Below are 13,874 nucleotides of genomic sequence, written 5' to 3'. Positions count from 1 at the left end.
GAACACCGCGGTCGGACGGTCCGTCGGGTCGGCGAGCAGGGCGGCGCCCGCCTCGACCCCGCCGGCGAAGGAGAACCGTCCGTCAACCATCCAGTCCGGGCGCGGACCGACGCCGCACGAGGCCAACGCGTCGACGAACCCGTCGTGCCGCAGGTACGGCACGGCGACGTTCATCCCGTCCTCGTCCTGCCCGCCCATGTAGGCGACGTCCCGGTGCCCGAGCCCGACGAGGTGCCGGACGGCCAGGTGCGACACGACCGCGTCGTCCACCCCGACGTTCCGCAGTCCGGGCGCCGGTCCGCCGATCACGATCATCGGGTGACGGGTGAGTTCGAGCTCCGCGCGCTCGGTCTCGTCGAGCACGAGCGAGAGCAGCACGAGCGCGTCGACCCGGTGCCGGAGCATCGAGCGGCGGAAGGCCCGGTCGCGGTCTCCTCCGGGGCCGCCGAGGTTGTACAGCACCAGGTCGTGCCCGGCCCGGCGGAGCTCGGCGTCGACACCGCCGAGCGCCTTCACGTAGAACCACCGGTCGATCACCGGGACGACGACGCCCACCGCGCGCTGCCGCCCGGTGGCGAGGCCGGCCGCCGCCGAGCTCGGCACGTACCCGAGCTCGTCGGCGACCCGCCGCACCTGGTCGATCGTCGGCCCGGCCACCGACGGCAGGCCGCGCAGCGCGCGGGACACGGTCGACTTCGACAGTCCGGTGACGGTGGCGATCTCCTGGATGCCCATGGGTCCGGCCTGGAGGCGCGTCACCCGTCCGCCGGGCGACCCGCGGCCCCCGAGCGGCCGGCCGGGGCGACCGGTGCGACCGATGGGGACCGGACGACGGCGGTCGGGCGCGCGTCGCGGCCGGGCCGACGCCCGCGGTCCGCGACCTCGTCCCAGCCGACGTGCGCGTGCCCGTCCGGTGTGGTCGGGGCGCGGCGGACCGGTGCGGACACGGCCACGCGCGACCGGCCCGGCGCGGTCCGCCGGGCGACCGCGCCGACGCCGTCGACCTCGCCGGTGGCGTCGCGGTGCCGGCGGAGCACGGACACCCGCCAGCGGTCGAGCAGCACGATCGCAACGACCGCTGCGAGGAGCGTGAGCGCCCAGCCGAGCGCCGGCCGTCCGGTGACCTCGCAGAACACGGTCACTCCGAGGAACAGGACGCCGAAGGTGCCGACGAAGCCGATGGCCTCCTCGATGCGGGCGGTCGGACGGGCGGGTCCACGCTGTGCCATCGTCGTCAGCCCTTCACGCCGCCGGCGGTGAGGCCGGCCACGATGCGCCGCTGGAAGACGAGCACGAGGATGACGAGCGGGATCGTCACGATCGTGCCGGCCGCCATCACCGCCGTGTACGGCTCCTGGTGCGGCTGCGACCCGGCGAAGGACGCGATCGCGACCGTGACGGGCTGGGTGGCGTCCGAGGACAGCTGGGACGAGATGAGGTACTCGTTCCAGGAGGAGATGAACGCCAGGATCGCGGTCGTGAACACGGCGGGTGCGGCGAGCGGCATGATGATCCGCCGGAACGCCTGGATGCGGGTGCAGCCGTCGATGCGGGCCGCCTCCTCGAGGTCCCACGGCATCTCCCGGAAGAAGCTCGCGAGCGTGTAGACGGTCAGGGGCAGCACGAACGAGATGCTCGGCAGGATCAGGGCCTGGTACGTGCCCATCCAGCCGATGTCGGTGAACAACTGGAACAGCGGCGAGATGAGCGCGACGCCCGGGAACATCGACGCGGCGAGGATGGCCCCGGCGATGAGCGACTTCCCCTTGAACTCGAGCCGTGCCAGCGCGTACGCGGCGCTCGTGCCGACGAGCAGCGCGATGACCGTCACGGTGATCCCGATGAACACGCTGTTGAGCAGTGCGCGTCCGAGGTGGTTGCCGAGCGCGGTCGAGAACGCCGTCTCGTAGTTGGCGAACGTGAAGTGCGTGAACCACGGAGTCGGGTCGAAGGTGAACCCGACGTCCCGGAAGCTCGTCACGACCATCCAGTAGAAGGGCAGGAGGCACCAGACGGCGATGACGGCCGCCTGGATGCCGGTGCGGAGCTTCTGGCCGGTGTGACGCTGGACCCGGACCTGCGTGCGGTCGACCTCGCGTTCCCGGGACCGAGTGGAGGAGCGGGGTCGGTCTGCTGCGATGCTCATCGGAGTTCACCCTTCTGTTGGGCTGCCTGGGTCTGGACGACGTTCGCGCCGAGGAACCGGACGAAGATGAACGCGACGAGGAAGATCACGAGGAACGTGATGGTGGAGAGGGCCGACGCGGAGTTGAAGCCCTGCCGGATCTGGTCGACGACGAGGACGGACAGCGAGACGGTCGCGTTGCCGGAACCACCACCGCCGCCGGTCATGATGGCGATGAGGTCGTAGATGCGGAGCGCGTCGAGGACACGGAACAGCACCGCGACCATGAGCGCCGGCTTGACGAGCGGGAGCGTGATGTTCCAGAACCGCTGCATCGTCGACGCGCCGTCCATCTTCGCGGCCTCGTAGACCTCGTCCGGGATCAGCTGCAGCCCGGCGAGGATGAGGAGGGCCATGAACGGGGTGGTCTTCCACGTGTCGGCGATGATGATCGCCCACCGGGAGGCCCACTCCCCCGAGAACCAGAGGACCTGGTGCCCGATGACGTGGTTGAGGACGCCGTTCGCGTCGAAGATGAAGTACCAGAGCTTCGCGGTGACGGCCGTCGGGATGGCCCACGGCACGAGGATCGCGGCGCGGACGAACGCACGGCCCTTGAAGTTGCGGTTCATGATGATCGCCATCCACACGCCGATGACGGTCTCGAGGGCGACGGTCACGACCGTGAAGAAGAACGTGTTGCCCATCGCGGTCCAGAACTGCGACCCGAGGTTGCCGGGCGGACACGCGGTGTTGCCGCACTGCTGCCCGAGCCAGTGCACGTAGTTCGTGACGCCGGCGAAGCCGCCGGCCACGAAGAGGCCGGTCGCCTTGTCGAGACCGGCGTCGAGCTGGAACGACTGGATGACGGCGCTGACGACGGGGTAGCCGATGACGACGGCGAGGAGCACGATCGTCGGGCCGATGAGGTACACGGCCCACCGGCCGTGCTCGGCGTTGAGGCCGCCCCTCCGCCGCTTCGGCGGCTCCATCCCCGCGGGGTTGGGGATCGCGGCGGGGATCTCGGTTGCTGCTGACACGTGACGGCCTCCTTGCCGGGCGTCGGGACGTGAGTGGGGGCGGACCGGAGGCACGGTGCACGCTGGCACCGTGCCTCCCGTCCGCCGCGGCGCGAGCCGCTAGTTGCTGTTGCCGCTGGTCGCCGTCTTCAGGGCGTCCTGCATGTCCTTCAGGGCTTCGTCGACGCTCTTCGAGCCCTTGAGGGCCGCGTAGGTGTTGTCCTGGATGGCCTTCGTCACGGCCGGGTAGAACGGCGTGACCGGGCGGGGCTCCGCGGACTCGATCGACTTGAGCAGGGTGGGGAGGTACGGGAGCTTGCTCGTCAGCTCGGAGTCGGTGTAGAGGTCACCGACCACCGGGGCGAGCGAGCCCTGCGTGGCGAAGAACTTCTGCGTGTCGTTCGACTCCAGGAACTCGAGGAAGTCGTGCGCGGTCGCCTTGTGCTTGGAGTAGACGCTGATCGCGGCGTTGTGACCACCGAGGGTCGAGGCGCCGGTGCCGTCCTTGCCGGGGATCGGGGCGATGCCGAAGGTGTCCTTGACCTTCGACGAGCCGTCGGTCTTGGCGAGGTTGTAGACGTACGGCCAGTTGCGCAGGAACAGGAGCTTGCCGTTCTCGAACGCGGTGCGGCCCTGCTCCTCCTGGTACGTGATCGCCTCGGCAGGGATGTTGCCGTCCTTGAACGCGTCGACGAGGTTCTGCAGACCGGCCTTGGCGTCGGACGTGTCGACGTCGGGCGAACCGCTCTTGTTCAGGACCGAGCCGCCGGAGCCGTTGATCGCCTCGGAGGCGTTCACGGTCAGGCCCTCGTACTTCGCGAACTGCCCGGCGTAGCAGCCGATGCCGGCCTCCTTCGCGATGGAGCAGTCCTTCATCATCTCGTCCCACGTGGTCGGCGGGGTCTTGACGAGGTCCTTGCGGTAGTAGAGCAGCGCACCGTCGGACGTCTGCGGGGCGGCGTACAGCGTGTCGTTGTAGGTCGCGGTCTTCACCGTCGCCGGGAGGAGCTTGGAGGTGTCGATCTTCATCTTGCCGGTGAGGGGCGTCAGCCACCCCTTCGCGGCGAACTCCGCGGTCCAGACGACGTCTACGTCGACCACGTCGTAGTTCTCGTCCTTCGCCTGGAAGTGCTGCACGAGGTCGTCGTGCTGCTGGTCGGCCTGGTCGGACTGCTCCTTGAAGGTGACCTTCTCGTCCGGGTGCGCCTTGTTCCACTTGGCGATGAGTGGGCGCACGACGTTGGAGTTGTCCTTGCCCTGGACGTAGGTGATCGGGCCGCGGCTGTCCTGGCCGTTCTGGGCGTCGCCGGAGTTCGCGGACCCGCCGCTCGAGCAGCCGGTGAGCACGAGCCCGATCGCGGCGATGCCGGCGACCGAGGCGAACCGCACCTTGGCGCGTGTTGTCTTCACGGGGTTGTCTCCTCATCGAGATCACCAGGAGCCCCGATCGGGTGCGATGACGCTGCCTGGAGCAGGCGACGGTGCCTGCTGACCGAGGAAGCTACGCCCGTGACGGAGGTTCCGCAACCGGTTGCATTGGTTCCGTGACCCGCTCGTGATGACCTTCCAACGGGAGGTTTCTGCGAATCTGCCGAAAGTGTGCGCTCACTCTCGCGCCGTTGCTGGGGACACCGCTGCGTGGCGTCCGCGGCGCCGGTGCGGGGTTCCGCACGAACCCCGCCGTCACACTCCCGCGCCGTTGTCCGCTGCCCGCGCCCTCCGTAGCGTCGCGGACATGGCCCTGATCTCCCCCGTCACCGTGCCCGGCCCGCGTCGCGTCGTCAGCCTCGACCTCGACGCGCCGCTCCCGGAGCTCGTCGCCGACGAGCGCGGCTCCTCGGCGCTCGTCGTCGGCTACCGCGGCGGGTTCCCGGTGACGACGCTCGACGTGCTCCTCACCGACGACCCCGCGGACGCCCGGCGTGCCGTCGAGCCCCTCGTGGCGCAGACCGCGTCGGCCACCAACGACGCCGGGGCATCGACGCCCGTGCCCGACGAGGACCTCCCGCTCATCTCGGTCGTCGTGTCGACGATCGTCGCGCGCATCGAGACCATCACGACGCTCCTGGCCGTCCTCGAGCAGCTCGACTACCCGCGGTACGAGGTCATCATCGTCGACAACCGTGTGACGGTGCCGGCCGACGACCAGCTCCCCCGGATCCTCGAGGGGCACAACGTCCGCCTCGTCGTCGAGCGCCGACCCGGATGCTCGGCCGGGCGGAACGCCGGGGTCGCGGCGGCGAAGGGCGAGGTCATCGCGTTCACCGACGACGACGTCCGGATCAGCCCGCAGTGGCTCCGGATGATCGGATCGCGGTTCGTCCGCGAGCCCGAGCTGTCCGCGGTGACCGGGTTGATCCTGCCCGAGGAGCTCGCCACCCCCGCGCAGATCTGGTACGAGGCGTACTACGGCGGCTTCAGTGGCGAGCGCACCTTCGAGCCGGTCACGATCGTCCCCGACGACGTCCCCGGTGTGATGCGCAACGCCCGCGCCCGTGCGGTCGCCCCCGACGGCCGGGTCCTGAAGCACTTCGCCGTGTACGGCATCGGCGGGTACGGGGCGGGTGCGAACTGGGCCGTCCGGACTTCGGCGTTCCGAGCCGCTGGCGGGTTCGACCCGGTCCTCGGCGCCGGTGTCCCCGCCCGAGGTGGCGAGGACCTCGCGATCTTCATCGACATCCTGTGGGGCGGCGGCCGGATCGGCTTCGAGCCGAAGGCCGTCGTGCACCACACCCACCGGGCGGACCTCGAGGGACTCCACCACCAGCTGCACTCGAACGGCGTCGGGTTCACCGCGCTCATGTGCGCGCTCATCGTCAAGGACCGACGGCACCTGACGGCCCTCACCCGCCTGATGCCGATCGCGGCGAAGGTCAAGCTCAAGCAGCTCGTCACCCGGCTCGCGGGCAAGCGGGACGCAGCGCCGGAGACCGTGACGGAGGCCTCGACGACGAGCATCCCGCGGTCCCTGGCCTACCACGAGTTCCGGGGCTTCCCGGCGGGTCCGGCCGCGTACCTGCGGAGCCGTCGGTTCTGGCGGGACGTGGAGGAGGGGCGCTTCCGTCCCTGAACCGGCGCGGGCACCGGGCGCTGTGGTGGCGGCGCGACCGTCGGTGGCGGCGCGGCCGACGTACCGCTGTCGAACGACACCCCCGTCGTCGTACGACAGCGGTGCGGTCGCTCCTGCGCGCGCGCAACACCCGGCGCCTGCAAGGAACGACGGTGCCGTCGTCGTACGACCACGACGATGTCGCACAACAGCGGCCGCCGCTCCGCACCCGCGCACGCGCAGTCGCCGGGCGCCGAGGACATCGCCCGCAGCGATCGCCACCCGGGACGTCGGAATGCGCGTGTTCGCCCAGCGCCCGGTCGGCGCTGGCCGCGAGCCGCCGGACGCGCCCCGCCCGACTACCGCGCGGCGAGACGCCCGCGCACGTACCGCCACGGGCCGCCGAGCGCCGCGGTGAGCTCGGCGCGCTTCAGCCCGGCCGTCGCCGCGCGGAACTCGTCGTCCACCGGCCACCCGCCGACCGCGTCCACGGCGGCCGACACCTGGTCCGCACCGCTGCCGCTCCCCTGGCCGAGCGCCCCGAGCTGCCGGAGCGCACCCACGGCCCGCCGGAGCACGGCGACCGCGGTGCCCGGACGACTCATCAGCTTCGCGACCCACGCTCCGAGTCCGGTGCCGTACCCGAGGGCCTGGGAACGCAGGGCCTCCCGGTCGGCGCGGTGCTTGTGCCAGACGATCGCCGAGGGCTCGACGGCGAGCGCCCCACCGGAGAACAACACCCGCGTGAACAGGTCGGGGTCCTCACCCGCACGAGCCGGGGTGCCCGGGCCGAGCGCGACGTCGAACCCACCGAGCTCGAGCGCCGCGCCACGTCGGAGCGACATGTTCGCACCGGTGCCGAACGCGCCGACGGAGAACGGGAAGAGCGGCAGGTCCGCAGGCGGCGCCGCGGTCCGGTACACCCGGCGTTCCGTGTTGCGCGCCCAGGTCACCCGCTCGTCGAAGTAGCGCTGCGTCGGCGTCCGGAGCTCCCCGCTCGGCACGAGCCCGGTCACGCAGACGACGTCCGCGTCGCGCGCGTACGCCGCGGCGAGCGCGGCGGCCCACCACCGGTCGACGACCACGTCGTCGTCGACGAAGGCGACCACGTCGCCGGTGGCCGCCGCGAGGCCGGCGTTCCGTGCGCGCGAGACCCCGGCACGGGCCTCCAGGACGTACTGCAGGCGGGCATCCGTGAACGACGCGACCACCTCACGGGTCGCGTCCGAGCTCGGCGCGTTGTCGACGACGATCACCTCGAGGTCGTCCCATCCGGACGCGAGCAGCGACGCGACGCAGCGCCGGACGTCCTCGGGCCGGTCGCGGGTGGCGACGACGACGGTGATGCGACCGACGGTCGGTCCCTGCGGGGCGGCCGGGAGGCCCGTGGCACGCAGCGCGCGCAGCGCGCGTGCGGTCTCGGCCGGGTCCAGGGCTCCGTCCGGGCCGACGGCGAGGTCGACGGAGCCCGCGAGTTCGCGGCCGTCCCGGACGAGGAGCCGCGCGCGGCGGAACCCCTCGGCTCCGGCGAGGACGACGGCGTCGGCCGCGAGCGCCTCACCTCGGTCGACGGCGCCGACCCAGGCAGCACCGGACCAGGTCGGTGCATCCGCGGAGGGCATCGCGGGCTGCAGGGTGAGCACGCCGGTCATCGTGGGACGGTCGGTCATGGTCCGATGCTCTGGTGATGCCGGGCGGCGGTCAACGACGGTCGTGGGCGCGTGCGCGGACCTTGCGGTTTGCCGCCAGCTGACGGCCCCGCTCCCATAGGATCGTGGGTATCCCCGGACATCCGGACGGGGCACGAGGAGGACGCATGCCGCTGGGCCCGACGACCGAGCCCCGAGGGCTCCTCGAGGTCGTGCTCGACGACACCACGACGTGCGTGTGCGGTCACCCTCGTGACGCGCACGAGCACTACCGTCCCGGCACCGACTGCGCCCTCTGCGACTGCCCGAAGTTCCGCGGGAAGCGCTGATCAGGGCCCTGGGTGCGGGAAACCGCTGCTTCCCCGCACCCGGTCCGGAGCCGCCTTGTCGGCCACTGGGGACCCCCGTAGCGTCGCGGACATGGCCAACTCCCCCGCCGTGGCGTGCATCGTCCTCGCCCACGAGGACCCGGCGCACGTCCGCCGCCTGATCGAGGCGCTCGCACCGTTCCCGGTGTTCCTGCACGTCGACGCGCGCACGCCCGACTCGGAGTGGACCGCGATGACGACCGACCTGCCGGAGCGCGTGCGGCTGCTGCCGCGGCTGCGCACGGGGTGGGCGAAGTGGGAGAACGTCGCCGCCGAGGTCGAGGGCTACCGGGCGGCGCTCGCCGCGACCGACGCCTCGCACGTGGCCGTCCTCACCGGGAGCGACTACCCGCTCGGGAACCCTGCAGAGCTGACCGCGCTGCTCGAGCAGCACCGGGGCGAGTCGTTCCTCGGCGTGCACCCGCTGCCGTACGCGGAGTGGGGTCGTGGGGGCGGCCTCCCGCGGCTCCGCTACCGGCACTGGGCGTGGCGGAAGCACATGGTGCGCGTGCCCGTCCCGCGCCGACTCCCCCGTGACCTCACGCCGGCCGGTGGTTCGCAGCTCAAGGTCCTCGCCCGCGAGCACGCCGAGGCCGTCGTCCGCGCCGTCGACACCCGCCCAGACCTCGTCCGGTTCTGGCAGCGTGTGTGGATCGCCGACGAGACCTTCGTGCCGTCCGTGCTCTGGACGGAGTCGCTGACGCCGGGCTTCCGTGACGCCCACGTGCCGCACTCGCTGTGGTGGATCGGGTGGGACGGCTCCGCGATGAAGAGCCCGCCGTGGCTGACGATCGCGGACGCCGGACGGCTGCTGGAGTGGCGCACGCAGCCCTCGTCCGAGGCGCGTCGGGCGCCGCAGTTGTTCGCCCGGAAGTTCGCGACGGACCGGAGCTCGGAGCTGCTCGACCTCGTCGACGCGGCGTTCGGGCTGCGTGAGGGGCGGCTCCACGAGACGCCCGCCGTCGGCCGCGGGGTGGCGGTCCGGTGAGCGTGCCGCAGGAGACCCGGACGGACCAGCCGGCGACGCGGCGCGAGGCGCGGGAAGCGCGCGCGGCCGCGACGCCCGCTCCGGCCGGCACGCCGGAGCCCACCAGCGGAGCCGACACCGGCACGACCCGCACGGTCTCCTCGAAGTTGTTCGGGCGCGGCCTGCTGTACGTCGTCGTCTGGTCGATGCAGCTCGTCGTCTCGTCGCTCATCTCCCCCGTCCTCGCGCACCTCATGCCGCCGGCAGAGTTCGGCGTGCTCGCGTCCGCGATCGCCCTCTACCAGGCGCTCGGTGTGCTCGCGGTGGCCGGCCTCGACCAGGCCGCGGTCCTGCAGCGCGCCGAGGACGGGAACGACCGTCGCGCCCGCGGGCTGCTGAGCGTCGGCATCACGACCGCCGTGCTCGTCACGGTCGTCGCGCTCGCGTCGATCCCGGTCTGGGGGGACGCCGCCGGGTTCGTCGGGCAGCACCCGCTGCTCCTCATCGCCGTCCTCTGGGTGGGCCCGGCCGCTGTCGTGCAGCTCTCGCTCGCGCTGCTCGTCGCACAGGACCGCATCCGCGTGTTCGCCGTCACGAGCCTGCTCTCGTCGATCGGCGGATCGATCATCGGCCTCGGGCTGCTCACCTTCGTGCACGCCGACGCCGTCACCTACGCCTGGGGCGGCGTCGTCGCGCAGGGCATCGCGATGGTGATCGGCGTCGCGGCCACCCGCCCCCGGATCGCCGGCCTCTTCGACCGCGCCACGACCGCACGCGCCTTCCGTCTCGGCATCCCGATCGCGCTCGGCAACCTGTCCTACTTCGTCCTCAACGCCGGCGACCGCATCGTCGTGCAGCGCATCCTCGGCCCCGAGGAGGTGGCGCGCTACCAGATCGCCTACGTCGTCGGGTCCGCTGTCATCCTCCTGCTGTCGTTCACCAACCAGGCGTGGGCTCCGCACTTCGCAGCGCTCCGCGACCGCGTCGCCCGCCGCCAGCTCGCGATGCACGCCCGGGACGAGCTCTACGCGATGCTCGCGCCCGTGCTCCTCGCGGTGACCCTCGTGTCGCCCGTGGCCCTGCCGATCCTGGCGCCCGCGTCGTACCGCGTCCACGAGCTGACCGTGGTCGTCCTCATCGTCGCCGTCACCGCCCTCCCCGTCGTCGCCAGCGGCGCGACCGGCCGACTGCTCGTCATCGAGCGCCGGGGTGTCGCGGTCGGGGTGATCGCCGCGATCGCGGGCGTCGTGAACATCGGCGCGAACCTCGTCCTCGTCCCGTGGCTCGGGCTGTCCGGTGCCGCCGTGGCGACCGTCGTGGCGTACGTCGTGCTCGCCGTCCTGCAGCAGGCGTCGCTCCCCGACCGCCGCGCATGGAAGGGTCCGGGCTGGCGCGTGACCGTCCCGGTCGCCGCCGCGCTCGTCGTGGCCGTCGCGTCGTTGTTCGTCCCGCAGGACGTCTTCTGGAACTGGTTCCGCTTCGCCGGAGCGCTCGCCTGCCTGCCCTGGTTCATCCGTCGTCTCCGAGCTGCCCGAGGAGGGTCCTCATGACCACCGCACGCCCCCTGCGCATCGCCCTCGTCACCTCCGGGCTGGCGATCACCGGCGGGCTCGAGCGGTGCGTGCTCGAGGACACCGAGGAACTCGTCGCGGCCGGTCACGACGTCGTGGTCTGGCACCGGGACGACGAGATGGCCCGCGCCGGCGAGGGCCGCCCGCCCTACGAGCGGCTGGGCGTCCGTCTGGTGCACGGGACCGACCCGCGCTTCGGCGTCCGCACCGCGTTCCGCGACGTCCTCCGCTTCGTCCGGGAGGGGCTGCGCATCCGGAGCTGGCGCCCCGACGTGATCTGGCTGAACCGGCCCGAGTACCTGCCGTTCGGCCGCGTCGTGTCGGCGGTGTCCCGTGTGCCGCTCGCGGTCCACCTCCACCACGCCCCGAACTACGGGCGTCTCCGTCCGTTCGCCGGCGGGCGGACCCGCTACCTCGCGGTCTCCTCGGCGATGGCCGAAGCGTGGGCCGCGGTCGGTGCTCCGCGGGACCGGATCACGATCGTCCCGAACGGCGTCGACACCGCCGAGTTCCCGCCCCCGACGGCCGACGGCAGGCGCACTGCCCGCGAGCGGCTCGGCCTGCCGGCCGACGCCCCGGTGGTGCTCTACTACGGTCGCCTCAGCCGCGCCAAGGGCGTCGTGGCCCTCCTGGAGGCATGGGGGCGCGTCCGCACGGCGACCCACGTCCGCGAGCGGGTCGCCTGCCCGTCCGCGGCCGGTTCCGCGCCGAGCGCGCCGGTCCTCGTCCTCGCGGGCGCGCTCTACCCAGACGAGACGGCCCACGTCCAGCAGGCCGTCGATGCGCTCCCCGAGGGCAGCGTCGTGGTGCTCCCCGAGCGCGACGACGTCCTGCCGCTCCTGCACGCGGCGGACCTCGTCGTCGTGCCCTCGATCGAGCCCGAGGGCTTCGGTCGCACGGTCGTCGAGGCGATGTCCGCGGGGACGCCCGTCGTCGCGGCCGCGTCGGGCGGCACCGCCGAGATCCTCTCCGACGAGTGGGCGCGGTACACGGTCGACCCGACCGATCCGCACGCCCTCGCCGCACGGATCGTCGAGGTCCTCGCCGAGGCCGCGGCCGACCCGTCGCTGGGTCCGCGCGGACGGGCCCGTGTGAGCGCCCGCTACGGCCGGACCCAGCACGTCGCGGCGCTGCTCGCGGCGCTCGAGGAGCACGCGGGGCGCTGACCGCGGCCGGTCAGCCCGCGGTGGCGACGAACACCATCACCGGCGACCGCTCCTCCGACGGACCCCGCAGCCAGTCCCCGAACACCTCGACCGCGTGGAAGCCGGCCGCACGGAGGTCGTGCACCAGCTCCTCCTGACCGCGGAACCGCAGGTCCTCCGTGTACTCCAGCGTCTCGTCGTCGCCGGCGAACCGGTTCGACGCGACGAGTCGCACGACGCCGGGAGCGATCTCGTCGACCGTCGTCCACTCCTCGAGCGGGCCGTGCTCGGTTGGCCTGACCTCCGCCCGCTCGTGGTCCACCGTGTCCAGGCACGGACGCGGGGGTTCCGGCTCTCGAACGCCAGTGTCCCGCCGGGGCGGAGCACCGAGCGGAGGTCGCGGAGCGTGCGGCGCCAGTCGTCGTCAGCGATGTGCTGCGCCACGTTCCCCGTCATCAGTGCGAGGTCGTACCCGTCGGCCGGGACGCTCCGGCTGTCCCCGAGGACCCACGCCACCCGGTCGCCGCCGGGCCGGTACCGCGCGCGGTCGAGCATGGTCGCCGACGGGTCCACACCCACGACCTCCCGGCCGGGTACCGCGAGCGTCACCGTGAGCAGGCCCGTGCCGCAGCCGAGGTCGAGGATCCGGCGCGCGCCGAGCTCGTCGGTGAGCGCACGCCACAGGTCGTGGTCCGGACCGTCGGGGTTGTCGATGTCGTACAGGTCCACGAGTCGTCGGTCCAGGTCGCCCACCCGGTGACGGTACCGCTCAGCCCTCCGGGACGTCGACCGTGATCCAGTCGATGAGCAGCGAGCCGTCCGACTCCTTCGGCGGCACCCCGCCGAGCGAGCCGGCCTGCACGACGAAGTGCATCGGCATCGTCGGGATGTCCTTGTCCGTCGACGCGATCTGCCGCCCGTCGATCGAGAACGTCATCAGCTGCGGCGTCCAGTCGATCGTGTAGGTGTGCCAGTCCTTCAGGGAGGCCGACGTCTCCTGGTGGATGCACTTCTCGGCCGGATCGACGAGGCAGTGCACGTTGAGCCACGCCGGCGCGCCGAGCGCCCCCTCCGGGAAGTCGATCTCCCCGTCCGCCCACACGTTCCGGTCGCTCCAGAGCAGGACGGCGACGCCGTACCCGTCGACCTCGTCGCTCCGGAGCCGGATGCTGTACCGGCCGGAGGTCTGACCGCCCCACTTCCCGTCCACGAGCGGCACGATGCCGCCCGCGAGCGGTGTCCCGCCCGCGGTGGTGCGCATCCGCATGTCGAGCACGCCGTCGTGGGCCGTCAGCGCTGATGCCGAGTACCGTCCGGTGCCGGCGGTGTCCGCGAAGCCGTGGTACACGGAGAACCGGTCGGCGTAGGGCTTCTCGAAGCCGCCGGTGGAGGTCGGCTCGGCGAAGTCCTCGGCGAAGACGCGCTTCCACCCCGACGCGGCGGCGGTCGGCATCGTCTCGCCGCTCGGGTCGACGGCGCTGCCGGTGGACGAACCGGTCGCGGCAGCCGCGACGATCCCCGCCGTGACGACGAGGGCCCCGACGGTGGCGGCGAGGCTCCGGCGCCCTGGGCGGCCCGGCCGTCGGTGACGCGAGAGCCCGGCGCCGTGTGCGGGAGGTGCGCCGTTCGCGGAGGCTGCCTCGGGGTCGACCGTCGTCGGCCGGATCAGCTCGTCGTCCATGCGCGCACCTCCGCGAGTCCGGCGTTCTGCGTGCCGGCGGAGACGCCCGTGACGGTGAAGCGCACCCAGGTGACGGACCGACCGCTGAAGTCGACGTTGAGGGTCGAACCGTCGTTCGGCAGCGATCCCACGCGGACGCTCGTCCCGTTCGAGAACGTCAGGGTGCCGCTCGTGACCCGGTCCGTCGTGTTCGGTCGGTCGTGGAGTTCGATCCGTCCGAGCTTCTGCGCCGACGACCAGGTGAGCTGGACCCAGGTGCCGGAGCGGCCGTTCGGCGCGACCCACTCGGCCGACGGGTTC

The 13,874-nt window shown here is 72.5% G+C and carries 14 protein-coding genes and 1 pseudogene; 5 read left to right on the top strand and 10 right to left on the bottom strand.

The window, feature by feature from the left end; translation table 11 throughout:
* The 5 genes from NS184_RS14600 to NS184_RS14580 form a co-directional block, all read right to left on the bottom strand.
* A partial coding sequence (locus tag NS184_RS14600; protein WP_058726829.1) for a LacI family DNA-binding transcriptional regulator occupies positions 1–735 on the bottom strand: 735 nt, incomplete at its 3' end.
* 20 nt (positions 736–755) lie between these two features.
* The gene (locus NS184_RS17985) at positions 756–1,229 is read right to left on the bottom strand and encodes a hypothetical protein (protein ID WP_152998239.1); all 474 of its coding nucleotides are present in this window, start codon (positions 1,227–1,229) and stop codon (positions 756–758) included.
* Positions 1,230–1,234: 5 nt separating this feature from the next.
* Positions 1,235–2,146 (bottom strand): carbohydrate ABC transporter permease, encoded by a 912-nt coding sequence (locus tag NS184_RS14590; RefSeq protein ID WP_058726828.1) that lies wholly within the window; start codon positions 2,144–2,146, stop codon positions 1,235–1,237.
* Positions 2,143–3,117, bottom strand: coding sequence for a carbohydrate ABC transporter permease (locus tag NS184_RS14585; RefSeq protein WP_058726827.1), 975 nt, complete (start codon positions 3,115–3,117; stop codon positions 2,143–2,145). Before NS184_RS14585 ends, NS184_RS14590 begins: the two co-directional genes overlap by 4 nt.
* Before the next feature lie 147 nt (positions 3,118–3,264).
* Positions 3,265–4,554 carry an ABC transporter substrate-binding protein gene (locus NS184_RS14580; RefSeq protein ID WP_058726826.1) on the bottom strand — a complete coding sequence of 430 codons (1,290 nt, stop codon included), beginning with the start codon at positions 4,552–4,554 and terminating at the stop codon, positions 3,265–3,267.
* A gap of 325 nt (positions 4,555–4,879) precedes the next feature.
* On the opposite strand from NS184_RS14580, the gene NS184_RS14575 reads away from it, so the two are divergent.
* Positions 4,880–6,214, top strand: a complete 1,335-nt coding sequence (locus tag NS184_RS14575; protein WP_058726825.1) for a glycosyltransferase — start codon at positions 4,880–4,882, stop codon at positions 6,212–6,214.
* Between the two features lie 338 nt (positions 6,215–6,552).
* Here NS184_RS14575 and NS184_RS14570 read toward each other — a convergent pair whose 3' ends face one another.
* On the bottom strand, positions 6,553–7,863 hold the full coding sequence (locus tag NS184_RS14570) for a glycosyltransferase family 2 protein (protein ID WP_058726824.1): 1,311 nt from the start codon (positions 7,861–7,863) through the stop codon (positions 6,553–6,555).
* Between the two features lie 146 nt (positions 7,864–8,009).
* Between NS184_RS14570 and NS184_RS18420 the strand changes: the two genes are divergently transcribed.
* The 4 genes from NS184_RS18420 (at position 8,010) to NS184_RS14555 (ending at position 11,914) form a co-directional block, all read left to right on the top strand.
* The gene (locus NS184_RS18420) at positions 8,010–8,171 is read left to right on the top strand and encodes a hypothetical protein (RefSeq protein WP_193750486.1); all 162 of its coding nucleotides are present in this window, start codon (positions 8,010–8,012) and stop codon (positions 8,169–8,171) included.
* Between the two features lie 91 nt (positions 8,172–8,262).
* Positions 8,263–9,198: a beta-1,6-N-acetylglucosaminyltransferase gene (locus NS184_RS14565; protein ID WP_058726823.1), complete on the top strand. Its 936-nt coding sequence runs from the start codon at positions 8,263–8,265 to the stop codon at positions 9,196–9,198.
* On the top strand, positions 9,195–10,727 hold the full coding sequence (locus NS184_RS14560; RefSeq protein WP_058726822.1) for a lipopolysaccharide biosynthesis protein: 1,533 nt from the start codon (positions 9,195–9,197) through the stop codon (positions 10,725–10,727). The genes NS184_RS14565 and NS184_RS14560 overlap by 4 nt, the downstream gene beginning before the upstream one ends.
* Positions 10,724–11,914, top strand: coding sequence for a glycosyltransferase family 4 protein (locus tag NS184_RS14555; RefSeq protein ID WP_058726821.1), 1,191 nt, complete (start codon positions 10,724–10,726; stop codon positions 11,912–11,914). Before NS184_RS14560 ends, NS184_RS14555 begins: the two co-directional genes overlap by 4 nt.
* Before the next feature lie 10 nt (positions 11,915–11,924).
* Here NS184_RS14555 and NS184_RS18765 read toward each other — a convergent pair whose 3' ends face one another.
* The 4 genes and pseudogenes from NS184_RS18765 to NS184_RS18415 all read right to left on the bottom strand — a co-directional run.
* Positions 11,925–12,215 (bottom strand): hypothetical protein, encoded by a 291-nt coding sequence (locus tag NS184_RS18765; protein ID WP_242863072.1) that lies wholly within the window; start codon positions 12,213–12,215, stop codon positions 11,925–11,927.
* 53 nt (positions 12,216–12,268) lie between these two features.
* A pseudogene (locus NS184_RS18760) lies at positions 12,269–12,622 on the bottom strand (class I SAM-dependent methyltransferase); the annotation flags it as partial.
* A 40-nt stretch (positions 12,623–12,662) separates the two neighbouring features.
* A complete protein-coding gene (locus NS184_RS14545; RefSeq protein ID WP_058726820.1) occupies positions 12,663–13,574 on the bottom strand; it encodes a glycoside hydrolase family 16 protein in 912 nt (303 codons plus the stop codon).
* Positions 13,559–13,874: DUF7402 domain-containing protein (locus tag NS184_RS18415; protein WP_430733548.1), on the bottom strand; the 316-nt coding region annotated here is incomplete at its 5' end. The genes NS184_RS14545 and NS184_RS18415, both read right to left, overlap by 16 nt.

This window comes from Curtobacterium luteum (assembly GCF_001475545.1).
Lineage (GTDB): Bacteria > Actinomycetota > Actinomycetes > Actinomycetales > Microbacteriaceae > Curtobacterium > Curtobacterium luteum_A.
Note: the sequence above shows the minus strand (reverse complement) of the source record. Positions and strands in the feature narration are given on the sequence as shown.